This window comes from Cytobacillus oceanisediminis (genome assembly GCF_003182355.1).
Lineage (GTDB): Bacteria > Bacillota > Bacilli > Bacillales > Cytobacillaceae > Cytobacillus > Cytobacillus oceanisediminis_A.
The window spans coordinates 166,229-192,820 of sequence record NZ_QGTW01000006.1; the positions used below are offsets into that span (position 1 = coordinate 166,229).

General features: G+C 39.5%; 32 protein-coding genes. 7 read left to right on the plus strand and 25 right to left on the minus strand.

Going from position 1 to position 26,592, the window contains the following annotated elements:
* Positions 1 to 5 precede the first annotated feature (5 nt).
* The 3 genes from zupT to pepF form a co-directional block, all read right to left on the minus strand.
* A complete protein-coding gene (gene zupT / locus DFO73_RS13170; protein WP_110065205.1) occupies positions 6 to 815 on the minus strand; it encodes a zinc transporter ZupT in 810 nt (269 codons plus the stop codon).
* 348 nt (positions 816 to 1,163) lie between these two features.
* Positions 1,164 to 2,516 (minus strand): glycosyltransferase family 2 protein, encoded by a 1,353-nt coding sequence (locus DFO73_RS13175; protein ID WP_110065330.1) that lies wholly within the window; start codon positions 2,514 to 2,516, stop codon positions 1,164 to 1,166.
* Between the two features lie 499 nt (positions 2,517 to 3,015).
* A complete protein-coding gene (pepF, locus tag DFO73_RS13180; protein WP_110065206.1) occupies positions 3,016 to 4,827 on the minus strand; it encodes an oligoendopeptidase F in 1,812 nt (603 codons plus the stop codon).
* Between the two features lie 356 nt (positions 4,828 to 5,183).
* Here pepF and DFO73_RS13185 point away from each other — a divergent pair, with 356 nt between their 5' ends.
* A complete protein-coding gene (locus DFO73_RS13185) occupies positions 5,184 to 5,960 on the plus strand; it encodes a PAS domain S-box protein (RefSeq protein WP_110065207.1) in 777 nt (258 codons plus the stop codon).
* Between the two features lie 263 nt (positions 5,961 to 6,223).
* Here DFO73_RS13185 and DFO73_RS13190 read toward each other — a convergent pair whose 3' ends face one another.
* The 5 genes from DFO73_RS13190 to DFO73_RS13210 all read right to left on the minus strand — a co-directional run bounded on the left by DFO73_RS13190 (position 6,224) and on the right by DFO73_RS13210 (position 10,084).
* Positions 6,224 to 6,646, minus strand: coding sequence for a DUF1801 domain-containing protein (locus tag DFO73_RS13190; RefSeq protein WP_110065208.1), 423 nt, complete (start codon positions 6,644 to 6,646; stop codon positions 6,224 to 6,226).
* 604 nt (positions 6,647 to 7,250) lie between these two features.
* A complete protein-coding gene (locus tag DFO73_RS13195) occupies positions 7,251 to 8,099 on the minus strand; it encodes a pirin family protein (protein WP_110065209.1) in 849 nt (282 codons plus the stop codon).
* Positions 8,100 to 8,170: 71 nt separating this feature from the next.
* The gene (gene wrbA, locus DFO73_RS13200) at positions 8,171 to 8,782 is read right to left on the minus strand and encodes an NAD(P)H:quinone oxidoreductase (protein WP_110065331.1); all 612 of its coding nucleotides are present in this window, start codon (positions 8,780 to 8,782) and stop codon (positions 8,171 to 8,173) included.
* Positions 8,783 to 8,893: 111 nt separating this feature from the next.
* Complete coding sequence (locus DFO73_RS13205; RefSeq protein ID WP_110065210.1) at positions 8,894 to 9,496, minus strand: alpha/beta hydrolase; 603 nt, start codon at positions 9,494 to 9,496, stop codon at positions 8,894 to 8,896.
* 159 nt (positions 9,497 to 9,655) lie between these two features.
* Positions 9,656 to 10,084 carry a MarR family winged helix-turn-helix transcriptional regulator gene (locus DFO73_RS13210; protein WP_110065211.1) on the minus strand — a complete coding sequence of 143 codons (429 nt, stop codon included), beginning with the start codon at positions 10,082 to 10,084 and terminating at the stop codon, positions 9,656 to 9,658.
* A 202-nt stretch (positions 10,085 to 10,286) separates the two neighbouring features.
* Between DFO73_RS13210 and DFO73_RS13215 the strand changes: the two genes are divergently transcribed.
* Positions 10,287 to 10,979, plus strand: a complete 693-nt coding sequence (locus DFO73_RS13215) for an iron-containing alcohol dehydrogenase (RefSeq protein WP_110065212.1) — start codon at positions 10,287 to 10,289, stop codon at positions 10,977 to 10,979.
* A 184-nt stretch (positions 10,980 to 11,163) separates the two neighbouring features.
* Here DFO73_RS13215 and DFO73_RS13225 read toward each other — a convergent pair whose 3' ends face one another.
* From DFO73_RS13225 to DFO73_RS13235, 3 genes are all read right to left on the minus strand, one after another.
* Complete coding sequence (locus DFO73_RS13225; protein WP_258309464.1) at positions 11,164 to 11,394, minus strand: DUF3231 family protein; 231 nt, start codon at positions 11,392 to 11,394, stop codon at positions 11,164 to 11,166.
* Between the two features lie 135 nt (positions 11,395 to 11,529).
* Complete coding sequence (locus DFO73_RS13230) at positions 11,530 to 11,766, minus strand: HAD hydrolase-like protein (RefSeq protein ID WP_110065213.1); 237 nt, start codon at positions 11,764 to 11,766, stop codon at positions 11,530 to 11,532.
* 103 nt (positions 11,767 to 11,869) lie between these two features.
* Positions 11,870 to 12,289 carry a flavoprotein gene (locus tag DFO73_RS13235; RefSeq protein ID WP_258309465.1) on the minus strand — a complete coding sequence of 140 codons (420 nt, stop codon included), beginning with the start codon at positions 12,287 to 12,289 and terminating at the stop codon, positions 11,870 to 11,872.
* Between the two features lie 295 nt (positions 12,290 to 12,584).
* Between DFO73_RS13235 and modA the strand changes: the two genes are divergently transcribed.
* Together modA and modB are read left to right on the plus strand one after the other, a co-directional pair.
* Entirely contained in the window at positions 12,585 to 13,340 is a 756-nt protein-coding gene (gene modA / locus DFO73_RS13240; protein ID WP_181396013.1) for a molybdate ABC transporter substrate-binding protein, read from the plus strand.
* On the plus strand, positions 13,340 to 13,993 hold the full coding sequence (modB, locus tag DFO73_RS13245; protein WP_110065216.1) for a molybdate ABC transporter permease subunit: 654 nt from the start codon (positions 13,340 to 13,342) through the stop codon (positions 13,991 to 13,993). Before modA ends, modB begins: the two co-directional genes overlap by 1 nt.
* A gap of 161 nt (positions 13,994 to 14,154) precedes the next feature.
* Here modB and DFO73_RS13250 read toward each other — a convergent pair whose 3' ends face one another.
* The 3 genes from DFO73_RS13250 to DFO73_RS13260 are packed head-to-tail and all read right to left on the minus strand — an operon-like array spanning position 14,155 to position 15,355.
* On the minus strand, positions 14,155 to 14,640 hold the full coding sequence (locus DFO73_RS13250) for a GNAT family N-acetyltransferase (RefSeq protein WP_110065217.1): 486 nt from the start codon (positions 14,638 to 14,640) through the stop codon (positions 14,155 to 14,157).
* Entirely contained in the window at positions 14,633 to 14,836 is a 204-nt protein-coding gene (locus DFO73_RS13255; RefSeq protein WP_110065218.1) for a hypothetical protein, read from the minus strand. Before DFO73_RS13255 ends, DFO73_RS13250 begins: the two co-directional genes overlap by 8 nt.
* A 12-nt stretch (positions 14,837 to 14,848) precedes the next feature.
* The gene (locus tag DFO73_RS13260) at positions 14,849 to 15,355 is read right to left on the minus strand and encodes a GNAT family N-acetyltransferase (RefSeq protein ID WP_181396021.1); all 507 of its coding nucleotides are present in this window, start codon (positions 15,353 to 15,355) and stop codon (positions 14,849 to 14,851) included.
* A 483-nt stretch (positions 15,356 to 15,838) separates the two neighbouring features.
* On the opposite strand from DFO73_RS13260, the gene DFO73_RS13265 reads away from it, so the two are divergent.
* Positions 15,839 to 16,777: a magnesium transporter CorA family protein gene (locus DFO73_RS13265; protein ID WP_110065219.1), complete on the plus strand. Its 939-nt coding sequence runs from the start codon at positions 15,839 to 15,841 to the stop codon at positions 16,775 to 16,777.
* A 60-nt stretch (positions 16,778 to 16,837) separates the two neighbouring features.
* Here the strand turns inward: DFO73_RS13265 and corA are convergent, their stop codons facing one another.
* The 3 genes from corA to DFO73_RS13280 are packed head-to-tail and all read right to left on the minus strand — an operon-like array spanning position 16,838 to position 18,571.
* Positions 16,838 to 17,794: a magnesium/cobalt transporter CorA gene (gene corA / locus DFO73_RS13270; protein WP_110065220.1), complete on the minus strand. Its 957-nt coding sequence runs from the start codon at positions 17,792 to 17,794 to the stop codon at positions 16,838 to 16,840.
* Positions 17,795 to 17,816: 22 nt separating this feature from the next.
* Positions 17,817 to 18,164, minus strand: coding sequence for a DUF3147 family protein (locus DFO73_RS13275; protein WP_110065221.1), 348 nt, complete (start codon positions 18,162 to 18,164; stop codon positions 17,817 to 17,819).
* A complete protein-coding gene (locus DFO73_RS13280; protein ID WP_110065222.1) occupies positions 18,152 to 18,571 on the minus strand; it encodes a MarR family winged helix-turn-helix transcriptional regulator in 420 nt (139 codons plus the stop codon). Before DFO73_RS13280 ends, DFO73_RS13275 begins: the two co-directional genes overlap by 13 nt.
* A 207-nt stretch (positions 18,572 to 18,778) precedes the next feature.
* On the opposite strand from DFO73_RS13280, the gene DFO73_RS13285 reads away from it, so the two are divergent.
* Positions 18,779 to 19,141, plus strand: a complete 363-nt coding sequence (locus tag DFO73_RS13285) for a cyclic-phosphate processing receiver domain-containing protein (RefSeq protein ID WP_309043204.1) — start codon at positions 18,779 to 18,781, stop codon at positions 19,139 to 19,141.
* 299 nt (positions 19,142 to 19,440) lie between these two features.
* Here DFO73_RS13285 and DFO73_RS13290 read toward each other — a convergent pair whose 3' ends face one another.
* From DFO73_RS13290 to DFO73_RS13320, 7 genes are all read right to left on the minus strand, one after another.
* The gene (locus tag DFO73_RS13290) at positions 19,441 to 20,808 is read right to left on the minus strand and encodes a S8 family peptidase (protein ID WP_110065224.1); all 1,368 of its coding nucleotides are present in this window, start codon (positions 20,806 to 20,808) and stop codon (positions 19,441 to 19,443) included.
* Between the two features lie 663 nt (positions 20,809 to 21,471).
* Positions 21,472 to 22,149 carry an NAD(P)H-dependent oxidoreductase gene (locus DFO73_RS13295; RefSeq protein ID WP_110065225.1) on the minus strand — a complete coding sequence of 226 codons (678 nt, stop codon included), beginning with the start codon at positions 22,147 to 22,149 and terminating at the stop codon, positions 21,472 to 21,474.
* Positions 22,150 to 22,254: 105 nt separating this feature from the next.
* Entirely contained in the window at positions 22,255 to 22,773 is a 519-nt protein-coding gene (locus DFO73_RS13300) for a GNAT family N-acetyltransferase (protein ID WP_309043148.1), read from the minus strand.
* A 14-nt stretch (positions 22,774 to 22,787) separates the two neighbouring features.
* The gene (locus tag DFO73_RS13305) at positions 22,788 to 23,240 is read right to left on the minus strand and encodes a GNAT family N-acetyltransferase (RefSeq protein ID WP_110065227.1); all 453 of its coding nucleotides are present in this window, start codon (positions 23,238 to 23,240) and stop codon (positions 22,788 to 22,790) included.
* A gap of 101 nt (positions 23,241 to 23,341) precedes the next feature.
* The gene (locus DFO73_RS13310; RefSeq protein WP_258309467.1) at positions 23,342 to 23,650 is read right to left on the minus strand and encodes a hypothetical protein; all 309 of its coding nucleotides are present in this window, start codon (positions 23,648 to 23,650) and stop codon (positions 23,342 to 23,344) included.
* A gap of 21 nt (positions 23,651 to 23,671) precedes the next feature.
* Positions 23,672 to 24,058 carry a VOC family protein gene (locus DFO73_RS13315; protein ID WP_110065228.1) on the minus strand — a complete coding sequence of 129 codons (387 nt, stop codon included), beginning with the start codon at positions 24,056 to 24,058 and terminating at the stop codon, positions 23,672 to 23,674.
* A gap of 166 nt (positions 24,059 to 24,224) precedes the next feature.
* Positions 24,225 to 24,551 (minus strand): hypothetical protein, encoded by a 327-nt coding sequence (locus DFO73_RS13320; protein WP_110065229.1) that lies wholly within the window; start codon positions 24,549 to 24,551, stop codon positions 24,225 to 24,227.
* Between the two features lie 304 nt (positions 24,552 to 24,855).
* Here DFO73_RS13320 and DFO73_RS13325 point away from each other — a divergent pair, with 304 nt between their 5' ends.
* Positions 24,856 to 25,284: a hypothetical protein gene (locus tag DFO73_RS13325; RefSeq protein ID WP_110065230.1), complete on the plus strand. Its 429-nt coding sequence runs from the start codon at positions 24,856 to 24,858 to the stop codon at positions 25,282 to 25,284.
* Positions 25,285 to 25,394: 110 nt separating this feature from the next.
* On the opposite strand, the gene DFO73_RS13330 is transcribed toward DFO73_RS13325, so the two are convergent.
* Complete coding sequence (locus DFO73_RS13330) at positions 25,395 to 26,432, minus strand: STAS domain-containing protein (protein ID WP_110065231.1); 1,038 nt, start codon at positions 26,430 to 26,432, stop codon at positions 25,395 to 25,397.
* Positions 26,433 to 26,592 lie beyond the last annotated feature (160 nt).

Here is a 26,592-nt window from a genome sequence, read left to right on the forward strand (position 1 = left end):
TTTTGTTAAATAAACAGAAGCAAACTTAGTGCCATAACCGCCATCCCGGCGACGAGACCGTAAATGGACGTATGGGCTTCATCATATTTCTTCGCAGCCGGCAATAATTCATCAAGAGAGATAAACACCATGATGCCTGCTACCGCGGCAAAAATGACACCAAACATAATATCGTTTAAGTAAGGCATAAGAATCAGATAAGCCACCAAAGCCCCAATCGGCTCAGAGAGCCCGGATAAGAATGATAACTTAAAAGCTTTCTTTTTGCTTCCTGTTGCATAATAAACTGGTACCGACACAGCAATTCCCTCCGGAATGTTGTGAATGGCAATTGCTGCTGCAATGGCAATCCCCAGACCCGGATCCTGAAGTGCTGATGTAAAAGTCGCAATACCTTCCGGGAAGTTATGGATGCCAATGGCCAATGCTGCAAAGGTACCCATTTTTAATAGCCCTTGATGCTCAGCAGCCTTGCTAGGGTCATTCATTTCCTCTACTGTTCTCACTTCATGCGGATTATCCTGTTTTGGAATAAATCTATCTATTAATGCGATTAGGATCATCCCGCCAAAAAAGCCGCCCACTGTTGCCCAATTCCCGCTTACTACACCCATTGCCCCTACCAGTGCATCCTTCGCTTTAACAAAAATTTCAATCATGGATACATAAATCATGACTCCTGCAGAAAAGCCGAGTGCCAAAGATAAAAACTTTGTATTTGTTCTGGAAGTAAAAAACGCCATTAAGCTGCCAATCCCTGTCGCTAAACCGGCGAACAACGTTAAACTAAACGCAAATAAAACTTCCTGCGACATTTTCTTCTCTCCTTTTTCACTGTTGCCAAAAAAGTTTATCCAGGGCAACTTTTGTGTTAAAAAAATATATATCCATTTTTATAAAGTATATGCGCCTACCTTAAAAAGTTTCCTTTGGTAAACATTTTATCTCCAAGGCAAACTAAATGCAATGAAAAGGTTTTTGTATCTATAAGTCTGCAAATAAGTTTTTTTCATTTTCCTTAAATATTATAAGAATATCTTTAGTAAAGGTGCATTATTTTAAAAGATAAATTACCTGTGAAAATAAAGTAAAAACAAATTTCATAAAAGCATTTCAACAAAAAAACTCCGCTGAGGTAAACAGCGAGGTTTCATTTTAACAGCTTATTTCCAAACACGTTTTAATTTGAAGAGCTCCTGATAATAGCCCCAGACAGAAATGGGAGACATAATCATCTGATAGCAAAGGATAAATAAAATAAACCCAATTGCATTTTTCCTTACCTTTAAGTTCAGGTTTTTAAAAACGTACTGTTTCTTATAAAAATACAATATCCCATAGTTTAATACAGTAAGTGGCAAAACAAACAGCGTCATCGGGCCGACAATCCAATAATAACCGAAGAAGGCAAGCACCAAACCGGGGAGCCAGAAGAAAGTATATACAATATCCAGGTAAGGCATGACAAAGTTTACACCTGTTAAGTACTTAGTGTACAGCTGCGGCTGATTCCATGGTTTGATTTCACTCAATCCCTCGATCATTCCCCTCGCCCATCTTGACCTCTGCTTTGCAAAATGCGGCAGGTTTGAAGGGACATCTGTAAATGCGGCTGCCAGCGGTTCAAAATAAACCCTCCACCCTTTTTGGAGGAGACGCCAGGTTAGAACAATATCTTCCCCAATAGCATTCGGCCAGCCACCAACCTGCCGGACACATTCTGTTTTATACAAACTAAATGCTCCTTGGGCTACCAGTGTGCCTTGGTACAAACCTTGCAATCTTTTAATTGATGCAATCCCCAGATAATAATCCCACTCCTGAATTTTCGTCCAAATGTTGTCCCGGCTGTTCCTTACAAGCATGGAGCCCGCAACAGCTCCGACATTTGCCGGGCTGCTTTCCATTCGTGACACTAAAAAACGGACGGCTGATGGATGCAGGAGAGTATCAGCATCAAGGGTAATTACGTACCGGGTTGTAACATGCAGCAAACCTTTATTCAGTGCATGAAACTTGCCTGGCAAGGGCTCTTTTAAAATATGTATGTCCAGGGGCAATTCTTTTTGTGCTTTTATCAGCTGTTCATATGTACGATCTGATGAATGATTATCTATAACTATAACGTTTATCTTACCTTCATAATCCTGGTCTGCCACATAACTCAAAGTTTGAAAAATGGATTCCTCTTCATTAAATGCTGCCACAAGCAACGTTATATCATCATTAGGCTGCTGGTTTTTAAAAGGAGGCTGCCTGTCCAAAAGAAGGCTCATAACGAGAAAAGCATTCATATAACCCGGTACATAAGCGATTCCTCCGATCACGATTATCCCTAAGGGCAGAGAAATAATTGCAGACAAATCCTCCAGCCAGGGCAACGAAAAATAAAATGAAAAAGCAAGCCAAGCCACCGAAATTAAATGGCTGAACACAAATTTCTTATTAATTGATATATAAAGCTTATTTTTCCTGCGTTTTATTTTTGGTTGTAGAGGAGTCAGGCTCGGCTGCATGTAATCACCTTCAAATACTAACATATAAATACAAAATATATTATTTTCGAGTGGAAGTAACTGGTAAATTAATGCTATCTTATATAATTTTGGAACAAAAAAATCCCCTGTCAGTTTGACCTGCAGAAACATCATAACTTGTTCCTTTAAATCTGTCTGCTACAGGGGAAAATCAACATAGAAATTTAACATTTTTAATTTTTAGCTCTTTTAACCCTGCCTGTTCATTTCCGCTCCATGTCAGTGAACCGTGGACGGTCCGGGTGCCTCCTTGTCGACTTGAGTCTCTGCTGGGTCTCCCTTTGATCCCCAGGACTTTGAATAAGCATCCCAGAATAAACACCGCACGAAGAAATGCGTATGCATTTTCAAGGATCTCGCCCCTCCCATTTTAACAAAGTCCCAAAACCAAGAATGTGCTTAAACACTGCCTTAATAATTAGTAATTGGTAATGTTCTCTCCTTCTATCTTTTTCTCGTAACATCCTTTTTTTATCCGCTAAAATCTCTCCTCAAGCTCATCAATCAGGCTGCCGACATGGGCTACGGCCTCGCGGATAGGATCCGGTTTGGACATATTAACACCTGCCTTTTTAATCAAATCCAGAGGCTTGAGCGTTCCGCCGGCTCTTAATACATCCAGCCATCTTTCGACTGCGGGATTGCCTTCCTCAATTATTTGTTTGGATACGATCGTAGACACGGTTAGACCAGCTGAATAGGTATATGGATACAATCCCATATAATAATGAGGCTGGTGCATCCAAGTTAGGCTGGCTCCTCCATCGATTTCAACCGTATCTCCCCAGAACTTCCTGAGAACATCCGATTTTTGCTCAGACAGCACACTGGCTGTTATTGGTTCACCGTCCTCAGCTAATTTGTAAACTCTCCTCTGCAGCTCTCCTTCCAGCAAATGAGTGACAAAGTTATGATAATACGTACCCAGCTGCTGGAGAATGACCCAGCGCTTTGTCCGATTATCAGTCGTTTTGGAGAGGAGATGGTTGCTGAGCAGCATCTCATTCATGGTGGATGGTGCCTCAATAAAATATCGTGATGGCCTTGTATTCACCATTCTCTGATTTTTTCCTGCAAGGTAAAAATGTCCGGCATGACCCAGTTCATGTGCAAGCGTATAGGCCCCCCGCATTGTATCGGGCCAAGTCATAAGTACATATGGGTGGGCTCCGTATGGGCTGGAACAGAATGCGCCTGTTGATTTCCCGATATTATCTGCATAATCAACCCACCTTTCCGTTAAAGCTGTATTAATCATATCCATATATTCTGAACCCATAATTTCCAAGGCATCCTTCACTGTTTTTAAAGCTTCCTCGTAGCTAGTCTCAATCTTGAAGTCCGGATCAAGCGGCGCTTTAATATCAGCAAAAGTCATCTTGTCCAATCCCAGAACACGTTTTTTCAGAATCGCATATTTTCGCATGTGCGGCGCCAATTCTTCCAGAATGACATCCAGCTGGTTATGGTACATTTCCTTCGTGACCTGCTGGGGCTGAAGCAGCATGTCCGTGACAGAATCATATCCTCGCAGACGCGCCATTGTCACTTCATGGTTTACATTCGCTGCATAAGCTGCCGCAAAAGTATGTTTATACTGGTTTAATGTTTTATTGAAAGAATCATAGGCATTTCTGCGAATATCGGCGGAAGACGATGAGCAATACTTTCCTGCATACAGAGCAAACGAAAGCGGCCATTCTTTTCCTTCTTCATCTGTAAATGAATCAAACTGCATATCAGACAGCTTTCCACGGTTGTAAATGTTGTACGGTGCACTGAAAAGTGAGCCAAGGGCTGCCAAAGCCTCTTCTGTTTCCTCGCCTAGTACATGGGCCTTCCTTTCATGCAAATCAGCGAAATACTTTTCAAAAGGCTGCAGCCCCTGTTCTTCCTCTATAAACTTTTTAACCTTCTCCTCTGGAAGGGCTATAATTTCATTTTCCACAAACGATAGTGCTGCATTCATTTCAGACCGTGTCTCCGACGCTTTTGCTGAGTCCTTCTGTCTCTCAGTGTCTGTATTGTCTACAGACAAACGCAAATCCGCATACATGAATACTAAATTAAATCGCTCAAGCAGCTTTTCTTTTGCTTCCAGGCAATCAAGCAGCATTTTTGCGCTCTCCTGAAGTCTGCCTTTAAACATTGTTACGCTTGAAAGATCTTCTCTTACGGCCTGTAATTCTTTTTCCCACTTACCCTTGGTTTCAAAAAGAGCGGTCAAGTCCCACTTTTGATTTTTTGGAACATCCTCCCGCTTCATTCTGTCTGTTGGTTTATTTTTCATCTAAGAACCTCCATTTCAAATACATTATTATATCTGGCCTTATTTATTGCCCCCATTACTAGCTATACCACAACATGAATGCAGTAACCTTTTTTGCATAAGCTGTTTATGCTATGGTTAATGATATTTTTCACTTAAAAAGTCCTACCCTGTTTTGTGTCCTTCTCGAATTTTATTGCGTCCATTTTCGCGCTTCTTTCTCCCCCATTCGTTATTTTTTGAATAACTATATTTTGTGACCCGCAAATTGATAATCCTTTTTTCTTGTATGGTTTATTTCTATATCCCGAAGGATTTTTATCTCTTTCCTTACTATGTTATAGTTAATGGAAATACGAAGTTTGGAGGGAAATAGAATGCAAGATCTTTCAACTGGCTCGATACCCGATCATGCACGGAATGAGTTATACCGGCAAATCGTTGAAAATACCTTTGAAACCACTATCGTTCATAGCGATTACAAAGTTTTATATATTAATAACCCCGGTTCAAAAATGCTGGGAGCACCAAGGGAAGACCTAATTGGAGCGGAAGTACTTGATATTTTCCCTGATGATGCAAAAGGGAGAATTAAAGAGCGTATACGCAGAGCATTAGAGGAAAACGAAATAGGTGCACTTCTAGAACAAACAATCGTTACTTCAGACGGGTCTATCTTGGAGGTGGAACTTTCGTGTCACCCCTTCCCATACGGTGAGAAGCGGGCCATACTCTCAGTCTTAAGAGATATCACAGACAAAAAGGAAATGGAACACGAATATAAAAAAAGACTTAACGAGGTTTCCACTCCCATTGTACCTGTACTGGATGGTATTTCAATCATTCCTCTGGTCGGTACGATCGATTATGATAAAGCTCAAATCCTATTGGAAACATTGCCAACAAAATTAAAAACCGAAAAAGATGTAAAACATATTATTATCGATTTTTCTGGAATTTATAATATTGATGAAGTTGTTGTCGATTTCTTAATTAAAATTGAAGCGATTATGCGTCTGCTCGGCATTCAGCCAATTATTACAGGAATACGTCCCGAACTCGCACAAAAAGCGCTTGATAATATGGGCAGAAGCCATCAATCAATTATTACTATGAAATCTGTAAAACAAGCGTTAACTTTCTTAAAAGGATAAAACCGACTTTTCAACTATAATTACATGCAATTATAACTGCTGCACAACAATAAAGTTAGCCAAGTTGATAGGGCTAACTTTCTTTGCCTTTCATTTGATACTTTTTTTCTTATCATTTTTCCATTATACATTCATACGTAATATGCAATCCAAAATATAAATCCCTCAACAGCAGATAGATGTCTATCAGGCAATCCCATATTAAAGATATCCTATCTTGTTATTCTTCCAGATTCACTAAGCTCATCTAGGCCCACCAGCCTCTATTTCTCCGGGTATGTCTCCCGCAAAAATTTAATCGATTGAAGGATTAGCTCCTTTAAAACATCCACATCAATATCCGCCACTTTGTTTATGTACACACAGGCCTTTCCAGAAGTATGCTTTCCAAATTTCTTAAGCAGTTCTTCACGCTTCGTATCACCTGTTGCAAAATATAAACTGATTTTTGCTTTTCTCGGCGAGAAGCCTACAAGCGGTGCATCGCCTTCATGGCCTGTCTCATATTTGTAATGGTAGGATCCAAACCCAATAATGCTTGGCCCCCACATATTGGCCTGATAACCGGTTGTTTCCGTAAAAATATCCAGCAGCTTATAAGCATCCTCACGCTTTTTCAGACTATCGACCTTTTCTATAAACTCGATAACACTGTTATCATTCTCTTTTGTTTTTAATTCGTACATTCTCAGGTCCTCCTTATATTGAAATGATAAAGACTTCTCTAAATATGTTTTTATTCCTTCTTTTTTCCATTTGGCTGCCTTTTTCAGAACCTGCAGCAGCAAGGAATAGCACGATAAATCGGAAAAGCGGCATATATATTTTAGGGCATATTCATAAAAATAAAAAGGTTAATCGCAACTAGGCGAAAGTGGTTCATATATTTAAAAAGCTGCACATAAGTTAAGAATTTCACTCAAAAAGATACGGTTCCACATAATAAAATATAAGTTCCCTCAACAATTCTACCATTTAAAGAAATTCAAAACAGAAACATCAAAAAGAGCAATCCAAATCGATTGCTCTATTCTAGATTGCTTTATTTTAAGGCTCAGTTAAATTAGCCTGTTGATTTCCACTGCAGGCACTCAGCGAACGTGGGCGGTCCGACGCTCCTCGTCGCTTTGCTCCTGCGGGGTCTCCCTTTGATCCGCACTCCCGCAGGACGTTGAATAAGCATCCTCGAATAAACACCGAACGAAGAAAATGCGAATGCATTTTCGAGGAGTTCGTGCATTCCGCTCCAATTAACAGGGTGCTAAAAACAACAATAAGTTTTAACAGAGCCTATTTTAAAAAAGTCCCCTGCATATATTCCTGATATGCTACCCGTATTTCTTCTTCTGTATTCATCACGAATGGACCGCGGGCTACAACCGGTTCTTTTACAGGCTCTCCTGCATAAAGCAAAAAGCGTAATGATTCTTCTGCTGTAAAATTGATTTCGCCTGTTTCAATGTCCCCGCCATTACCTAATTCCAGAACCTGTCCCTTGGAAGCGCGAACTTCATTTTCCCCAAAAACTCCGCTGCCTTCTATTATATAAATGATTCCCTTATAGCTGCCGGGCAAGTCCTGTGAGACTGAAGCACCTGCTTCCATCCTTGCCTCAACCATCGTTACAGGCACATGATTTAAAGTAGGGGAACCGACATCTTTTGATGAGCCTGAAAAAATACGGATAACAGCACCCTCCTCTTCTCTGACTGGAACTTCATTGCCTTTTAGATTTTGATACCTTGGTGCTGTCATTTTCTTTTCACGGGGAAGGTTGATCCACAGCTGCAAGGAGTGCGCTGTTATACCTTCTGATGGCACTTCATTATGGACCACTCCGCTGCCTGCAGTCATCCATTGGACATCACCAGGTCCCAGAACGCCCCCTTCACCTGAATGGCTGTCATAGTGCTCGATTGCTCCATCAATGACATATGTAACGGTTTCGATTCCACGATGAGGGTGGATATCGAAGGCACCTTTTTGAAACTTATCTTCCATAAGAAGCAAAAATGGATCATACTTTTCCCAATTTCCAGGCTCAATGACAGGGCCAGCTGAATGGATGTGACTGTGTTCATGCAAATGCACATTCCTGACTGCAGCAATCTCACGTTTAAAAATTTTCTTATTTTCCATCCTCAATTCTCCCCTTCAAATGGTGAAGAGAGCAATCGGCTTCAGCCGACTGCTCCTCCAAATAAAATCCATTACTGATTCCCTTTTTTAACCCACTCCGCAACAGTTATTGTACGCTTTGCCTGGTGCTTTACTGCTGCCTCTACATCTTCAATCATTTTTCCATCCTGGTCAACGGTAACGCTTGTTCCGTAAGGATTTCCGCCAGCTCCAAAAATAACAGGATCTGTATATCCTGGTGTCGCAACAATAGCACCCCAGTGGTACATCGTTGTGTAAAGTGAAAGGATGGTTGCTTCCTGGCCGCCATGCGGATTTTGAGCAGATGTCATCGCACTTACCACTTTATTGGCAAGCTTTCCTTGAGCCCAAAGACCGCCAGTTGTATCAAGGAATTGCTTCATTTGTGAAGGCATGTTCCCGAATCGTGTTGGAACGCTGAAGATAATAGCATCTGCCCATTCAAGGTCATCACCTGTTACTTCAGGAACGTCTTTCGTTGCCTCAACAGTTGCTTTCCATGCCGGATTTCCTTCGATTGCAGATTGTGGTGCCAATTCAGGCACCTTTAATACCTTAACTTCTGTACCTGCTTCCTTTGCACCTTCTTCTGCCCATTTTGATAATTGGTAATTAGTTCCGCCCATGCTGTAATAGATAACTGCTAATTTTACGTTTGCCATATTGACCGTCTCCTTTTTTGTTGAATTTCCAAATAACCTTGAAAGAAAACCCATGCCTGCACCGCCTATTCTTTTAATCTCTTCCCTTTTTACCAATCCAATTAACTATTTTTATATTTCTTTATACCAGCGGGCTGCTGCTTGAACTTCGCCCATGGTTAATTGGTGTCCATGATTTTCCCAATGAAGTTCTACTTTTGCTCCGGCATTTTCCAATAGTGACTGTAAATCTGTTGATTCCTCCGCAGGACAGATCGGATCATTTGTTCCAGCAGCAATAAATACTGGAGTACCTTGCAAATCCGGAAGATCCACACCTCTTCTTGGCACCATTGGATGATGAAGAATGGCCGCTTTTAAAGATTTTTGATAGTGAAATAATAAACTGCCTGCAATATTGGCTCCATTCGAATATCCAACCGCCACAATATTTTTACGGTCAAACCCATACTTTTCAGCCGCTTCATCAAGAAACTCATTTAATTCCTTTGTGCGGAAAATCAAATCCTCTTCATCAAAAATGCCTTCAGCCAACCTGCGGAAAAATCGCGGCATACCATTTTCTAGCACATTTCCGCGAACACTCAAAACTGAAGCTTCCGGATCAATATGGCTGGCTAGCGGAAGCAGGTCGGACTCTGTACCGCCTGTTCCGTGCAGCAATAATAATGTTGGTTTAGAAGGATCTTTTCCTTTTTGAAAAATATGTTTCATCCAATCGTCTCCTTTATTTTCATTTATCAAGTTCTCTTACTTTAAATTGAATCAACCTCAGCTCGATGTGGTCCCTGATTTGTTCATATTTTTCAGCAGCATTAATTTTTCGCATTCTAAATTCAAGTATTTCCAATTCGAGATAATAACTTAAAAAATTTATTTTTTAGTTCTTCTTTTTATTTTTTCAAGTAGGTTGTTCAGATTTTCCATCTCAACTGGATTTAACTCCTCAAAAAATGAATCCACCCATTTTTGATGCTCCGGCATGACTTTTCCCAATATTTCATTTCCCTTGTCTGTTAAAGCTATATGAATGGCCCGGCGATCTTTCGGGCAAGCTACTCTCTTAGTAAAACCTTTCTCCTCGAGTTTATCAATTACATAAGTCATGGAACCACTAGTAATTAGGATTCTTTTCCCAATCTCGTGGATTGTTTGCATGTCTTTATAATAAAGAACCTCTAATACCGAAAATTCCGTCATGCTTAGACTGTAGCTGGTGATATTTGTCCTAACACGTTCCTGAATAGCCTTGGACGTTTGCATCAGCAGCAGGAATGTTTGGTTGGGACAGGGTCTTTCCATGTTATCACCCTCTCTCAATATCTCGAATTAATTTATCTTGATTTCGAGATAATCATAAAATATATTAACGATCATGTCAAGTGACTGTCTCTGTTTAAAACTATATTTTTCTCATTCCACATATTGACACCCCTTTAAACATAAAGGTATATATGAATTATAATGTTGGAATTTTCAAAAATATAAGGATTGGGGTGAGGGAATGTATAAAGCTTATTGCAGGGTCTATCAGAGAATATTTAAACTGGTATCCCCTATCCTCCCATGGCGCGAACCCAAATTAATAGAGGGAGTTAATAGCCTGGAGAGATTGCCTGATTTTATTAAAACGAATGCAATCAGCAGGATATTAATCGTAACAGACAGCGGAATCCGTTCGCTTGGGTTAATGGGTGGGTTTCTTCAAGGGTTGCAGAACAGAGGTATTGAGTTTTTCATTTATGATAAAACTGTTCCGAATCCAACCATCAAGAATATCGAGGAAGCACTTGAACTATATAAGAACAATCATTGCCAGGGGATAATCGCTTTTGGCGGGGGTTCACCAATGGACTGCGCAAAAGGTGTAGGTGCCCGTGTCGCCAGGCCAGATAGGAGCATTTCACAAATGAAAGGGCAATTTAAAATTAGAAAGGATATCCCTCCTCTATTCGCAGTTCCAACTACTGCAGGTACAGGCAGTGAAGCGACTGTAGCAGCGGTGATAACAGATAGCCGCACCCACGAAAAGTATGCAATTATTGATCTCAACCTTATACCTCATTATGCTGTACTTAATCCTCTGCTTACTGTAAAACTGCCTTCCCATATTACAGCAGCAACAGGTCTTGATGCCTTAACCCATGCAGTTGAAGCCTACATTGGCAGAAGCAACACGCGGGAGACAAGGAAGTAGAGCACCGATGCAGTTAGTCTAATTTACGAAAATCTTTACGAGGCATTCAGCGATGGCATGTACATTCCCAACATATGCTCTAGTGAAAGCTGCTCCAGCCAAATAGGCAGCTTTTTGCATATTGGCTCTTGCCTGCAAATTCCTTCCGTACCTAAAAAAACCAACTTTTTAGATAAAGTTGGTTTTACTGTTGTGGAGATCCCGGAGGATAGTAATACGGGGGGACCTTAATCCAACCGCGCTTAATCATTAAGGTTTTTAAAACCTTCCCAACAGTAACCCATTCCATGTAAAATCCAAGCCACATCATTCCAACATCATTACGAATAGAATCTGCTTGACCTTTGCCACATGCTTGTAAGCAAACCACCAATTTAAAAGCCACATCATTAGCAATTTCTTCAAAAACAGTCAATTTTACACCTAATGGAATATCTTTGAACTTGATTTTGGATTTGGAGATGTGACATCTGGCAAAGGAATACCTTTTTTTATCATAGGAACAAAGAATTTTTGTGAACTTTTAATCTCGTTGCGTAGAAGGAAGGCTCTAATATTTTTCTTCAGAGTTTGATGATATAATGGCTGTCTGTATTCCTTTCCCGCCTAGTTCATTCAGCACATACTTCATTTTCGGAAATAAATGAATTTCCTGAATGGCTTGCCGGTACCTTTTATAAAACTGGGGAATGTTCATAAGCATCTTATACATAGGAACATTCAGCTTCTCGCTCCTTTCCCTGATTGACATTCTTCTCATTTCATCCAGTTCTTCTATTTTTATCATCTAACAAAAATTACATGTTTGATCATATTGTTTGCTCCTTATGCCCTGCATTCTACTCCTCAAAAAAACGATCCTTCTGACAGAATCGCTTCCAGGAAACTCCTTATTTAAGTGCCAGGCTTTTAATATTCTCTGAAGGTATACCAGCTTCAATATAGCTTCTGGCCAGCTTCCATTCTCCAAGGGTATCTTCCTTGAAGGTTTGGAAGAACAAATTGGCTGTATCCAGGCTAATCCCATTTATAATAATCGTGGCCGAAAGAATAGCGAGCATTTCTCCCTCTCTAAGCTGAAGGATCGAGACCTTGCTCACATCCCATTGGGCTTCATTCTCTTTAATAAACTTAAAGCCTTTTTCCCAGCCGGTGATAGATTCCTCAAAACCAAAATCGGACACCAAACCATCCGTTACTTCCCTTGCCTGAAAATCCCTTGCTACAACTCGTTTCATCTCAGCCAGAGAACAATTCCTCCAAATGTCCAAATACCTGTCCAGAAATGCAATAAATGTATTCTCCACCATATTCCTCCAATACGTGAGAATATTACAATTTAATTCGAGATTGTTTGGGAAATTCCTTTAAGATAAAAAAATTAAGCAATGGGCAGCCTCAAAATCCTATTTATCAACGAAATTTTCAATAACCAAAATGGGCCATTATCAGCGATTGGGGTCAACGAGGCTATCTGCAATAGATAGTTTTTTATTTGGAGCCAGAATGTCACTATTTTCAACGATATCATTCCCGATATGGCGATTGATGGTGTTATAATGTCTTTATTGATTGGAATTCTTACATATGGAAGGTTCGAGTTGGATGAATAGAAATGTACTATTGATGCTTTTCGTTTTTCTTTTAGTGCTAAGCGGCTGCAGCCAAGCTAAGACACGTGAAGAAAAAGTCTATGTAGCAGCCGCTTCTGATTTATATCATGCATTAACAGAAATAGGTGATGAGTTTACGAAAGAAACGGGTATTGAGGTGGAATTCACCTTTGGCTCTACAGGCCTGCTCACTCAGCAAATCCAGGAAGGCGCTCCGTTCGATTTGTTTACAGCAGCACAGGAGTCCTATATTGATAAGCTAATTGATAAAAAAGCAGTCGAGAAAGACTCAAAAAAATATTACGCATTGGGAAGGATCGCCATTTTAAGTTCAGATTCTGGCAATGAAGAGATAAAACTGGATGATCTCTTAAGCCCTGAAGTGAAATCCATAACGATTGCCAATCCGGAGCATGCCCCATATGGAAAAGCAGCAAAAGAAGCATTGGAAGCCTCAGGTATTTGGAATGAGATAGAGCCTAAGATCGTATATGCGGAAAATATCAGGCAAGCCTTTCAATATGTGGAATCAGGGAATGCAGATGCCGGGATTATAGCATTGGCCCTGCTTCAGAAAACCGCTTTGCCATTTGAACTGATTGATGAAAAAGCCCATTCACCGATTAAGCAGACACTCGGAATTCCTATACAATCGGAGAAAAAAGAAGAAAGCAAAAAACTTACTGAGTTTATTTTGAGTAAGCAGGGGCAAGAAATATTAGAAAAGTATGGGTTTGATTTGCCGTAATGGAAACGATCATTCTACCTTTAACATTATCTTTAAGAGTTGCTATTTTTTCTACCATTTTAGCATTCATCATCGGTATTTTTTTATCCTGGTGGTTTGCTTTTAAGAAAAATAGATTGACGAAGTTTTTATCAATCATTGTCACGATTCCTCTTGTTATACCGCCAACGGTTTTAGGCTACTATTTAATTTTACTGCTTGGCAGAAATACGCTTCTTGGACAGTGGTTTGAGACGGTAGCTGGAAGTCCGATCATCTTTACTTGGAAAGCGGCTGTGATTGCAGCAATGATTGCTTCCCTGCCCTTATTGATTAGTCCGATTCAGGCAGCATTTGAATCGATCAATAAAGACATAATCGGTGCAGCCGAGCTGGATGGGGCCAATCGGTTTAATTTGCTTATTTATATCATTATCCCGCTTGCATATAAAGGGATTCTGGCCGGGCTGGTGCTCGGATTTGCAAGGTCGATGGGAGAGTTCGGTGCCACATTAATGGTTGCAGGCAATATCCCTGGTAAAACGCAGACACTCTCTATCGCTATTTATGATGCTGTACAGGCAGACAGAATGTCAGATGCACATCTAATGGTTATCATCTTAACAAGTGCCACGATTTTCTTTTTGTATATTATTCACAAGTGGTTTAAATAAAAGCAGCACCCTCATCATTAAAGGGATGCTGCTTTTTATTTTTCTATTGGCTCTGATAAACTTGACTGTTGATTTCCGCTGCAGGCGGTCAGGGAGCCTCCTCCCGCTGGAGTCCCGCGCCTTCCGCTCCAATCGTCATTGTGCAAAATCAGCATTTAGCTTTAACACAGTCCTTCTATTAAATAATTATAAATATACTGCTCGCCGATTTTCCCCATTTTCTTACGGCCGGTATCCTGGAATCCTGCTTTTTCATATAGTTTCTGGGCAGCAATATTTCGTCTGTTTACTGCCAAAACAACCTCGCTGCAGCGGGGAAATTCCTTCCTCAAAAATGGCTGCAGCAAAGCCATGCCCTTCCCTGCAAAACCTTTTCCCTGTTGTGAAAAATTGATGGACAACGCTGTCAGAAGCATAGCTTTGGGATTTTCAGTAAACTCTTTAACTCTTTCAGTAGTATGCAGGATAAAAAAGCCGACAGGATGATCATCCTTGGTAATAACAATGGGGAATTGTCCCTCTCCCGTTTCTAAAACATCTTTCGGCAATGCAGTAAACTGTTCCTGCTCCTCTGGCAGCGTGAATGCTCTCAAAGCCTCCATGTGTTCTGGGCGAAGTTTTTGCAGGGCGATGTTCTCTTTATTCATATTCATCCTCCCGTTCGGTCAATCCAAAAAGTTCATAATGATGATAAACAGGATCGATACAGCAAAGAAGCTTATAAAGAAGTATCCAAAATATCTTAAATGGCCTCGGAAGCTTCTTTAACTCCACGTCCGTTGGATACCCCTCAATCTTATTTAAATGGTCCATCCCATCGTTAATTGTGTCTTTATCCGACAAGCTATCCTCTCTTTATACATTTTTATAGTAAAGAACGGTTGCAGCCAATTCACCGTTAGCTGATTTCGCATAACCGGGGATTATCCCGGCTTTTATAAAGCCCAATGATCGATAAAGATCATTGGATGGATCCCCTTCTCTTGTATCAAGCACAAGCAGGGTTCTGCCATCCCGCTTTGCTTTCTCCTCAGCCGTTTGCATGAGTAAACGTCCAAGGCCCTTCCGGCGTATAGAAACATCTGTCATTAATTTTGCTATCTCTGCGCGATGGCTGCCATTCTGTTTCGTGCATAAATGCAGCTGTGCTGAGCCAACAACTTTACCATCCATACGTGCTAAAAATAAGATTACATCATCCGATTTTAAGATCCCTGCCCAATATTCGTCCGCCACCGATCTTCCTAATGGCGGCAAGAAGCCTATAGAAGCTCCTTCCTCTACCACATTTATTAAAAGCTCTGATAACTCGGCTTCATATCCTTCAATCGATTTAACCTCTAGTATCTCTATATTATTCAAACTTGCCACCCGCTCCCCTTCTAAATCTACTCCTGGTCATTCAGTTCTTCTCGTTTTAGCCATTTCACTTCTTCCTCCAAGTAATCAAGCCGCTTATGAATTCTATAGAAAATTGGCAGTTATGCGATCATGACAATCACTAATCAAGCCATATTTGTTTCCCCCTTTAAACACTCTTCTCTATATACATTCCATTCATTCAAATTGTTTTCCTTCATGGATATAACAGTTAATTAGAATTTTCCCACATAAAAAAGAGGTAAAAAAATTAGGTTGCAGCCTCTATCTTCGGAATATATGATAAAGGTATACCATTTAAAGGAGTTGATATTTTTGAGTAGCTACGGTTCCTTAGAACCCGACCCTGAGAATCTGCAGGAGGAAGCGGGACATATCTGTTTGTTGAGCGGGAAGTACTATTGCTTAAATATCAACAACGTTAGAGGTATCTTTGCTTCCTCATTATAACGAGGAGGTTTTTTTATGATTGAAATTTTTAAAACAGATCAGGATTGCAAGGTAATTTCTGCTGAAGAGATTACCAAGGGATGCTGGGTAAACATGGTCAAGCCTTCGCATGAAGAAGTTGAGCTGGTATCCAATAAATTGAATGTTCCAGTTGATTTTATTAAAAATGCATTGGATGACGATGAATGGTCCCGAATTGAAAAAGAAGATCAGAATGTATTTATCATCATTGACTTTCCCTATATGACACATGACGATGCTGGTTTTCCCATTTATGAAACGATTCCAATTGGCATTATTATGACGGATAATTGCTTCGTAACCGTTTCATCAAAAGAAACGCCAATTTTGGAAATATTTAAGAAAAATAAAGTTAAGGGCTTTTATACAAATAAGAAAACCCGTTTCGCCCTGCAAATCTTATATTTTATTTCTACTTACTACCTGCGTTATCTTAAGCAAATTAATCGAAAAACGAATGAAATAGAGCGGGAACTTCACCAGTCCTTAAAAAATAAAGAATTATATGCTTTCCTAGCTTTAGAAAAGAGTCTTGTTTATTTTACAACCTCACTTAAATCTAACAAAGTTGTTCTGCAAAAAATACTGCGGATGAATTATGTAAAAATGTATGAAGAGGATAAGGACCTGCTCGAGGATGTCATGATAGAAAATCAGCAGGCAATCGAAATGGCAGAAACCTATAGCTCGATTTTAAGCGGCATGATGGACGCTTTTGCCTCCGTCATTTCAAATAACTTAAATATGGTTATGAAATTCCTCACCTCCGTAACTATTATCTTGGCTTTGCCTACCATGGTTGCAAGCTTCTTTGGAATGAATGTGAACTTGCCTTACCAAAATCATCCTTATGCTTTTGTGATGATTCTTATCGTCGTTTTCCTATTATCAAGTTTCACTGCACTCATTTTTTGGAAGAAGAAATTCTTCTAACCAAAAAGCTGTGCCGGACATCAATCCGACACAGCTTTTTTATAAATCCATCTCGTTCCACTATCTAAACCAGCCTTTCTTTTTGAACCACCAAAACATCCCGGCTCCAATGACAAACATTAAGAATAGAGTTTCATAATAGCCATACTTCCAGGTCAGTTCAGGCATGTTTTCGAAGTTCATTCCATAAATCCCGGCTATAAACGTCAGCGGCATGAAAATGGTTGTTATGACGGTAAGCACTTTCATCACCCGGTTTGTCTGATGCGAGTTGATGGATAAATAGCTATCCCTGATATCATTCGTCAGTTCCCTGTTTCCATCAATCATTTCCGTCAGCTTCAATAAATGGTCATGTATATCAGCAAAGTACTCATATCTTTCCTTTACACCTGTCAGCCGGTGAGAATTGATTACGCGATAAATAAGATCTCTCATCGGGATAACGGTATATCTGATTTGCAATAAGTGATGGCGGATATCAAATAGCTTTTCAAGCAACTCTTCCATGGACTCGTCGTTAGGATTATCTTCAATCAGGCTTAACCGATCTTCAAGCTGGTAAACGATTGGAAAATAATTATCGACGATTTTATCGAAGATATGGTACATGACTAAATAGGGATCCCATTTATTTATTTTTTTGCTTAAAGTTAACCGATCCCACACTTCATTTATCTCTTTCGATGCTTCATGATGGTAAGAAATTATGTAATTGGAACCAATGAAAAAGTTAATTTCCTGCTTGCTTTCATCAATATGATTTAAGCTATGCGTTACAAAAAAGCTATAATCTTCATAGTAATCCATTTTTGGGCGCTGCAGTTTTACAATACAATCTTCTATCGCTAAAGGATGAAATTGAAAAGTCTTATCCAGTTCAGCTGTTTCTTCTTCGGTTGGCTGATCAAAATCTATCCAAAACCATTTGAAATTAGCAGAATCTGCTTTCAAAACCTCTAGAGAAATGTCTTTGCTTAATTCATTCTTCTTATTCACCGCTTGAATTCTAATCATGTTATTCTCCTAAAATCTATGGTTATAAAATATTTTTGACATTTTTAATCACTATATCCTGAACAAATAGAAATAGTAGCCACCCGCTAATCCCAAGTCCGATTGCAGCGAAAAGATTTAGAGATTTCTGCAATGAAATATACACAATGCCTAAAAGGAAAGCTGTTGCAGGAAACCCAGCCAAAACGCCCAATGCAAACTTACTTAAGATTACAGCGTTTTCACCTTGTAAATACAGCCAAATGATGCTTAACAAGCTGACTAAAGGAAGTGCGGCAAAGATTCCTCCATAAGCAGGATATCGCCTGGCTATTTCCGTAACCAGCCCAATGACAAGTGCAGATGCGACAATCTTCATTAATATTTGCATTGCTTTGCACGCTCACTCAAGATCTTTAGTGCTTGTTCAATGGCATACTGTTCTTTTTCATCCAGTTCATTCAAAACCTGCTTCAATTTCTCCTGGTCAAGGCTGGTATTTCTGTCTAATACCTCTTTTCCTCTATCTGTTAAACAAATGAATACTTTTCTTTCATCAGAAGGATCCCTTTCCTTTATTATAAATTGCTTATTCGCCAATCTTTTCACATGTTCTGATGCTGTGTTATGGGAAACGTTAAGAAATAAGGCAATTTCACTAACACCAATGTTCCCCTGTTTATCAATCAGCTGCATGATACGTATCGCCTGGTGGGTTATTTTATCAGTGTGAATGTAATGCAAATGAAAATAAATATCTGTCCAATATTGATTTAGTAATTCTACTTTGTTTTTCATATGAACCACCTTTTAAATATCTTGTAAAACAATTATATCGTATTATACGATATAACAAAAGAAAGATGGCCTTACAAATTCTGTTTTTTTCGGGAATGTTCGCCATTCTATGTCAGATGTGGTACAATTAAACTGCATGAAAAAACTATAGGGACTATTAGACTTTCGCTGTCTACCCTATTAAAGGAGCAATAACTTATCGAGAAAATTAGCGTTTTCCTTGATGATTATCGATCAGCGCCAGAGGGATATGTTTTAGCAGAAACCGTCGATGAATGCATGGATTTGCTGCAAAATTTTTCAATAGAACATCTCTCATTAGATCATGATTTGGTGCATCCAGACAGAAATGGCTTTTTGCTCGTACAATTAATGGTGAAGGAAAAGTTATTTGCTAAACGCATCACTATCCATTCTGCCAATTCGGTCGGCGGAAAAGCTATGTACAAGCATTTGAAACAAGCACAGGAAGATACTATTCTTTGCCCATCAATTATCATTGCTTTGAGGCCTCTGCCTTTAAATTTTTACCCACCTGGATTTATGGAGCATTATCTGGAAACTATTTAGAAAAATTAACTATTCATGATAAATAAATTAAAAAAAGGAGCCATGAAAACAGGGCTCTTTTTTTCGCTGGAAAAAAATGCTACTTTCTTCATTGATTAAATGCTTTACTGCTTTTATATATTTGGCATTGTTATCCTTACTGCCATTCAGAAAAAAGGTGACGTAATGAAAAACAATTATCCCGCCATACTTTAAAAGCTGCTCTAGTATTTTAATCTCCTTTGGAAGATTTCTTTTCTTCTAGTATGTATCTAATATTAAACTAAAGCGATTCCCATTAGAGAATCGCTTTGAATTTTTTACTGATCTTCTTTTCCAAAGATTGAATTTCTTGCACTTATATATCCGGCCCCATATACGTACGGATTTTGATCTTTTGGAAAATCCCCCCATGCATCTGCCCCATCCTTAAGCTTCACTTTTACCTGATCAGGTGACAGCAGGCGATTGCTTTCAAGGATTAAGGCAGCAACCCCTGCACAAATCGGTGTAGCCATTGATGTACCAGATAATGAGAAGTATTCAGTGCCTACGCGAGCTGATTTTTGAAGCTTATCCAAATAGGAGTTTGGCGAGCGCAATGATATGATATTTACACCAGGTGCTACTACATCGGGCTTAACCAGCTCACTTGCTAGCGTTCCCCGGCTTGAAAAGCTTGCTATCGTATCACCTTCACGGTCTGGTGTGTCCCGATCGTCCATTGCACCGACTGTTATTACTTTTTCACTGATGCCCGGACTGGCAATAGTTCCAAAATTCGGACCCGAATTTCCTGCTGCAACGCAAACAACAATACCTGCATCCCATGCTGCCTCTACCGCTTTTACCATCATATCTTCTTCTGGATCGCCTGCAGGTGAGCTTCCAAGGGACATGCTGATAATGTCAATTTTGGGTTTATTATTGAGGTCCCTGTTATAATCGATGCACCACTGGATCCCCGCCATGACGGTAGATAAGGATCCTGATCCAACCTTATCAAGTACTTTTACCCCTATGAGGTTTGCATTCGGAGCAGGTCCCCGATAAACTCCGGCGGATGCGATGCCATTACCAGCAGCATCCCCGGCACAATGGGTACCATGGCCATTATCATCATAAGCGTCTTGACGGTTATTAATAAAATCCTGGAATTCAATAATTCGGGTCTGCTGAGTATCAGGGTTCTGCAAATCCTGGTGTGGATAAATACCCGTGTCGATAACAGCTATCGTAACATCTTGTCCTGTTAAGGGACCGTTAGCATTCAGTGCTGCCCCTGCTTCAACCGAGGGGGTGGCAACGTCTAGAAGTGCTTGTACTTTTCGATCGTAATAGATTTTGTGTATATGGGAGCATGAAGTTAATAGATCATCCAGTGCCGCTGGTGTCATTTCCATACTGCAGCAGGAAATACTAGAAAAGCTTCTGTTTACTTTTGCTCTAAAATGCCTTTCAGAAATAACATGGCATTCTTTTACTGCATCAGAAAAACTGCAGTCATTTTTAAATTCAACCACTACATGGAAGCTTTTTGTTCTTTTTAGCACTTTTTCCAAAGGAGAATGCAAAAAACAAGGTGTCCATTTAAAAGGTGTATAAAGATGAATTAAATCTTGACGCAGCTGCATATCCAGTTTATCTGCATGTGCACGTACCATTTGTATCATTGAAAATCCAAACATAATTTTCCTCCTTTCCATAAGCTAGTAACAAACTATGAAAAGGAAGAAAAAAGGGAACGGTGTTTGTCCAATACGCTAAAAGAATGACAAAATAAGAGAAGGCTGATTGGCCTTCCCTCTAATTAATATGCTATTAAACTATTTTATACAGGTTTTTGACAAAACCTGTACCTTTATCCCGATATACCATTTCCTTATAGAATCGGTGGGCTATTTCCCGTTCGCCTTCTAGCTTTTTATTAAATGTAACCCTATCAATTTATTATAGATTTATTAATTTTATATATAATCTCTGACCCAAATTGCTCATGTATATTCGATTTTAAGCCCTTTTACATATTATTCTGGCTGATTGACCCAAACCTTGCTTGCCCTGAAACCATTCTTCTGTTTGGACAAAAACAATATATGTATTTCTTAATTTCCAGCTTAGCCAGCTCTCCCATTATTGAAATAGGGTATATATCCCAATTCCTCTAAAAACCAGCTCCTAGAAATTAGCAGAAACCTTTAAACCAAAAAAATATTCAGTTCGAAATGATGAATAAGTCCTGCAGTCAACACATAAACTCCCAACTTTTCCCATTAGAATATTTCTTCTTTGTTTAAATGCCATTTCTTTTTTTAAGGCAAAAAAAAAGGAAAAGAGTACAAGCTCTTTTCCTAGTCGATCCACTTAACAACATCATCAAACGGCCTGCGGGTCTTTGCCCTTGGCTCTTTTACACGGTACCCAAAAGCAACCATAACTGAAAGGCCAAAGCTGCCGTCCTCCAGCAATCCCTCATCATTTAATAGCTTATTCATTTTTTCAATATCAAAGCCTTCAATTGGACAAGAATCGATGCCAATCTGGGCCGCTGCTGTCATCATATTCCCAAGTGCTATGTAGCTTTGTTTGCACGCCCAATCAAACAACGGGCGATCCCCATCCAAAAGGTTGAAATCAGACTTTTGGAATTCTTCAATCCGCTTTAAATAATTGGCCATAATTTCTTCTGGCATTCCTAATTTATTTTTAAAATGATCCTGCAAATATTCCGAATCATACCTGGTATCTTTTTTGGTTCTTGCCAGGATTAATACAAAATGACTTGCCTCTGGGAGTTTCCCAAATGCTCCCCAGGAAGCATTTTTAATTTTATCGCGAAGCTTTTCATTTTGGACGACCACAAAACGCCAAGGTTCAAACCCGAATGAACTTGGTGACAAACGCCCTGTTTCCAAAATTAAACGGAAATCATCTTCTGGAATCTTTTTATTGGGATCAAATTCTTTTGTCGCATGCCTGAATTGATAAGCACCCAATATTTTTTCTTTTAAAACTTCATTATCCCGCAAAACAAAACACCCCTTTTTATTTATTTCATTCTTTAAAATAACACATTGCAAGAATGCATTCATGAAATAAGCTTTTTAGTTTAGCTTGTTATTGCCAATTTAGAGTTAGTTTTTAAAGCTCTTCCGGTATTTGCTGTGCCCGTCAGTTACTCCAATACGTTCAAAGCCGTTATTTTTGTAAAAAGCATTCAATTTTGGGTTATTTTCGACACAATCGAGCTTAAGGTATTGTTTATCAGTTGCTATTTCTTCATCAATCCATTTTATAACGGCTGCACCCAGACATTTTTTCATAAATTTGGGCTTTACCGCAAGCCTATGCAGATAAAGAGAATCATGATTCGCTTCTACTCCAAAAATATGCTTATCCCAGTCGTTTTGCTTAGAGGACAATGTAAAGGTTGCCGCTAATTCATCATCCTTTGTAACAAGATATGTGTTTCCCTTAGAGATGGCCTGCTTTATTTCATCATCATCGCCGCCTTCTAATAGATATTGCCATTGATCAATTCCTTGCGATTGGATCCATATTGCCACTTCTTTCAGCATATCCATGAGTTGTCCGCTTTCGGCTTCACCCGCAATTTTAATTTGATAAGTATTAAGAATTCTCGCCTGCATCATACATACCTCCTAATCTATAAAGCCATCGACAGCCTAATCATGTCTTTGCATTGTATCCCACTTTCAAAAATGTCTTCTTTATAATGGCGCAGAAAATAATCCCGATCGACACCAGTGATTCTAAATCCGCATTTTTGGTAAAGGGCCAGCTGCCCAATGCTTGAGTTGCCAGTTCCAATTTCGAGAGTTTTAACCCCCTTTAACCTGGCAGTATATATGGAGTACTCGATTAGCTTTCTGCCAATCCCCATCCCCTGCCGGCTTTCCCTGACGGCAATATTTACAATCTCGCAAGCGCCCGGCCTCGTAGCCAGCATTACAAAGACTGCGACCACTTGACCGTTTTCCTCACAAATATAAGTTTCGCCTCTATTCAGATAATCCTCTATCATTTCGATGGAAGGGTCGGCCAATAAGAGCAGCTCTTTTGGAGGTGACTCCATTTTATCCAGTTTCCTGATCTTCATTTCTTCTCCTTTTTTATGCCAAACTTATAAAATATTTATAAAAAATTTCATCTGTCTGTTCCTTTGGATCAAAAACAGAATGCCCGGACCCGGCTATGATTTCAACCTTTAAATGAAGGATGATATTTTGTAAAGTCTTCAATTTCCTCCTCTTTAAGAAGAGAACCTTCTTCTCCCCTTAAAATCAGAACTGGCCCCTCTATATGGCTAAGACCCTCGGACAAGTTGAGATCCTCTGAATCCTTCTGCAATTTCATAGGCAAACCTTTATATACTCTTGCATGGATTCCATCATTTTTTTCCACATAAAACTCTTCCTTGCGTTCTTCAAATTCCTCCGGGCTTATCTCCTGACTAGGGGCAATATGAAGGTTAAATCCTTCATTTCTTTTTATATAGTGATGATCCATTTCGGTTATCCTCCTAATCTATTAGCCTAAAATGCGATTAGTCTGCGCCTGTTTCTCTTGATCTTCAATATATTCAAAGAAACCTATTTTATTTCCCCATGGATCGGTAAAGGTTGCCCATTTAACAGGAACTTCTTTTCTTGAAAAAATCTCAAAATCTCCAACTTTCAATTCATTCATAACCCTTTCGCGTTCAGCCTCCAGATCGGTTACGCCCAGCCGAATCGGACCGCACCCGTTACTCGGCAGGCCCTCAGCCACCTGGAGCCAGCATCCCGGAATGAGCTCCCACTCTGCAAATCCGGCATGGGGGATAAAATGCGGTTTTTTATTAAACAATGTCTCATACCATCTTTGTCCTTCTTCCATATCCGATACACGAATTTGAACCGTCATCTCATAGATCACTTCGAACCCTCCTGTTCTATTCCAATTTATGTATTTCGATAAATCTTTTCTGTTTCCTCTTTTGCAGCTTTATCGCTAAATAACTCAAAATTTAAGCCGCCTGGATGAATATTCCGGGCGGCCTGCTATATCATAATCATTTGTCTTATTGTCACTTTCATATTGCTCAAATTTTTATATGCGATGAAATCAAATCCCCATCTTCTGTTGCATCAAACACTTCAAAAAATTTAAACGATGGTTTCTCCTTTGTTACACTTTGCAGTTTCACCATCAATTTTGGATATAAATAAGCCTGTGCTTTTTCTGCGTCTTCCTTTGTATCCCAGTAATTCAGCGCTCTATATTCCCCTGCCGGATCGTCAAAAAAATAAACATTGCCGCGAAATCCGCTTAGCTCTCTGCTTGCAGAGTCAAATTCCTTTGTCAGCTTTTCGGCTACACTTCTCTGACCTACCTCAAGTTTATATTTTACCAATCGTGCGTAATACATTAAGTCCCCTCCCTAAAAATTGGGTTTACTCATCAATATATGAAAATATAAACAAAAAGATGCTTTCATAACAGCGTAACTATTTTTTTGGAATTTTCCGTCCATTAACTGAGGGGGGACAATATGAAGAGGTTTTTTGCTTTTATGATACTTTTATTGCTGCTAGCCGGCTGCAGGTCAACACCTTTTGATACACATACAGTCATTGATTGGGTTGATTTTATAAAATGGGAAGGCAGGGAATATAACGGCATTTACAGGTGTTTTAGCAGAAGAAGAATTTTTAGGAGAAAAGGCTGGAGAAGTGAAATTCCGGGTTACAGACAATGTCACGAACCCAAATTACAAAATTAAAAATGGAGATGCAGCTTTTCATGAAAAAGGAACAGAAATCTATGCCATTAAAGGGCAGCCAGTTCTGATTGCTGTTAAAACTCCGGACAAAATTAACGGATATTCTGTCTACTATTCAATAGAAAATGAGGAGTTTAGCTGGCATTTTGATGACATGCCCCTTGAGCGTGTAGAACGAATTGAAATCTACAGGCTCTACACTCAGGAAGGAGATAAGAAAATTTCAGAATTAAAACAAGAAGAAGATCTTAGCCATTTCCTGCAGCTGTTAATAGACAGCAAGAACCAGCAAGGATTTAATCCTAACACAGCAAAAGGAGACCCTATTTTCTATAATATGATTTTTTATACAGGTGAACCAGTTGCCTATAAATTTTGACGGCACTGCCTATTACTGGCACCCATGGGAAACAGCCATTTTACCAGATGAAATAAAAGAGTTTATAAAAGAACAGTAAAAAAACAGCATTGGGCTCAATGCTGTTTTTTTTACCGCTGTTTCTTTTCTGCAATCTCAAGCCCCAATCGGTCCAAAGCATGAGAAATTCCTTGCTGCAGGATGGAAAAGCACGGAGTTTTTGTTTCGGTAAAGCCTCTTTCGATTATTTGTACACTTAATTCCGGTGATATGCCGACGAATATGCATTGAGTGCCCAACAACGAAGCTGCTTTTACAAATTTCTGCAGGAAATCAAGTGTGTATTGATCGACACCCTTTAAAGCCGTTAAATCCAATATCAGATACTCAGCCTTATATCTAGGTAAATTCAACAGTGTCCTGTTTAAAAGTTCCTCTGCTCTAAGTTCTTCATATTTCCCAACCAAAGGAATGACCAAAATGGAATCAGTGACCGGAATGATCGGTGATGATATCTCTTTAATAATTTCAGATAATACCCTGGTCTGTTCAGAGATTTTTTGTTCCATTTCTTTTTGGGCAGCCTGAGTCTGCTCTTGGATCATGGCATTTACATTCATTGATGGCGTTATTTCAGATTCAAAGAACTCGTATTCGGAATACTCGTCTCCCTGCACTTGACTTTTCACCACTTTATACCACACATTCGTTTCAAATAAGCCGCCTAATACTCCAGCCCAATGCCCAGGCAGAAAAGTGCCTTCCGTCTCTTTCTTTTGTGCAATATTGATTTTATATTCCCAGCCATTTTTGACACGCACAATAGCTTTCTTTTCCTCTAAGCAAAACGAGACAATGTCGGTTTTGCCCCAGCCCGCAGTTAAATAGATATTTGGAAGGTGGTTTATGATTATTTCTCTTTCCTTATCGGATTCCAGATAAAATTTGCTTACAATTTTACCAGTACGGTAGCCTGCAGTTTCCAGAACAAGCTTTGCCTGCTTTTCCCCGGCGATTTCCTCAATTGAGTCAAGCAGAGTTTTAAAGGCTGTATTCACCCAGAAAAGTACTACTTCGTCATTTTCAAAATTAAACGTTCCCTTATCGAGATCCCAATCAAATAGAGAACCGTTGACATCTATTTCGTAAGTGGAAGATTTAGACTCCATCGAATGTCCTCCTTGCATTTTAAATAGAATCAATCTATTTATACAGTTATCTTTTTAAGAACATTACTATTCTACCCTCTAGCTTATTTTGGAGTCAAAAATAGATATGTCACCTGGTAAAAATTAATTAAATATGCAAAAAACATTCGCTGCGTGGAGC

Excerpts from the sequence above, each read along its gene's own strand:
- DFO73_RS13320 (WP_110065229.1), bottom strand. The coding sequence starts at position 24,551 with ATGTATTACGCACGATTGGTAAAATATAAACTTGAGGTAGGTCAGAGA.
- DFO73_RS13275 (WP_110065221.1), bottom strand. The coding sequence starts at position 18,164 with ATGCAAATATTAATGAAGATTGTCGCATCTGCACTTGTCATTGGGCTG.
- DFO73_RS13250 (WP_110065217.1), bottom strand. The coding sequence starts at position 14,640 with ATGAATAAAGAGAACATCGCCCTGCAAAAACTTCGCCCAGAACACATG.
- DFO73_RS13205 (WP_110065210.1), bottom strand. The coding sequence starts at position 9,496 with ATGAAACATATTTTTCAAAAAGGAAAAGATCCTTCTAAACCAACATTA.
- DFO73_RS13290 (WP_110065224.1), bottom strand. The coding sequence starts at position 20,808 with ATGTTTGGATTTTCAATGATACAAATGGTACGTGCACATGCAGATAAA.
- DFO73_RS13300 (WP_309043148.1), bottom strand. The coding sequence starts at position 22,773 with ATGATGCAGGCGAGAATTCTTAATACTTATCAAATTAAAATTGCGGGT.
- DFO73_RS13310 (WP_258309467.1), bottom strand. The coding sequence starts at position 23,650 with ATGGATCATCACTATATAAAAAGAAATGAAGGATTTAACCTTCATATT.
- DFO73_RS13230 (WP_110065213.1), bottom strand. The coding sequence starts at position 11,766 with ATGATAAAAATAGAAGAACTGGATGAAATGAGAAGAATGTCAATCAGG.
- DFO73_RS13330 (WP_110065231.1), bottom strand. The coding sequence starts at position 26,432 with ATGGAGTCTAAATCTTCCACTTACGAAATAGATGTCAACGGTTCTCTA.
- DFO73_RS13215 (WP_110065212.1), top strand. The coding sequence starts at position 10,287 with ATGTATAAAGCTTATTGCAGGGTCTATCAGAGAATATTTAAACTGGTA.
- DFO73_RS13175 (WP_110065330.1), bottom strand. The coding sequence starts at position 2,516 with ATGCAGCCGAGCCTGACTCCTCTACAACCAAAAATAAAACGCAGGAAA.
- DFO73_RS13210 (WP_110065211.1), bottom strand. The coding sequence starts at position 10,084 with ATGGAAAGACCCTGTCCCAACCAAACATTCCTGCTGCTGATGCAAACG.
- DFO73_RS13280 (WP_110065222.1), bottom strand. The coding sequence starts at position 18,571 with ATGAAAAACAAAGTAGAATTACTAAATCAATATTGGACAGATATTTAT.
- DFO73_RS13195 (WP_110065209.1), bottom strand. The coding sequence starts at position 8,099 with ATGGAAAATAAGAAAATTTTTAAACGTGAGATTGCTGCAGTCAGGAAT.
- zupT (WP_110065205.1), bottom strand. The coding sequence starts at position 815 with ATGTCGCAGGAAGTTTTATTTGCGTTTAGTTTAACGTTGTTCGCCGGT.
- DFO73_RS13185 (WP_110065207.1), top strand. The coding sequence starts at position 5,184 with ATGCAAGATCTTTCAACTGGCTCGATACCCGATCATGCACGGAATGAG.
- modA (WP_181396013.1), top strand. The coding sequence starts at position 12,585 with ATGAATAGAAATGTACTATTGATGCTTTTCGTTTTTCTTTTAGTGCTA.
- wrbA (WP_110065331.1), bottom strand. The coding sequence starts at position 8,782 with ATGGCAAACGTAAAATTAGCAGTTATCTATTACAGCATGGGCGGAACT.
- pepF (WP_110065206.1), bottom strand. The coding sequence starts at position 4,827 with ATGAAAAATAAACCAACAGACAGAATGAAGCGGGAGGATGTTCCAAAA.
- modB (WP_110065216.1), top strand. The coding sequence starts at position 13,340 with ATGGAAACGATCATTCTACCTTTAACATTATCTTTAAGAGTTGCTATT.
- corA (WP_110065220.1), bottom strand. The coding sequence starts at position 17,794 with ATGATTAGAATTCAAGCGGTGAATAAGAAGAATGAATTAAGCAAAGAC.
- DFO73_RS13190 (WP_110065208.1), bottom strand. The coding sequence starts at position 6,646 with ATGTACGAATTAAAAACAAAAGAGAATGATAACAGTGTTATCGAGTTT.
- DFO73_RS13235 (WP_258309465.1), bottom strand. The coding sequence starts at position 12,289 with ATGGTGGAGAATACATTTATTGCATTTCTGGACAGGTATTTGGACATT.
- DFO73_RS13265 (WP_110065219.1), top strand. The coding sequence starts at position 15,839 with ATGATTGAAATTTTTAAAACAGATCAGGATTGCAAGGTAATTTCTGCT.
- DFO73_RS13305 (WP_110065227.1), bottom strand. The coding sequence starts at position 23,240 with ATGAAGATCAGGAAACTGGATAAAATGGAGTCACCTCCAAAAGAGCTG.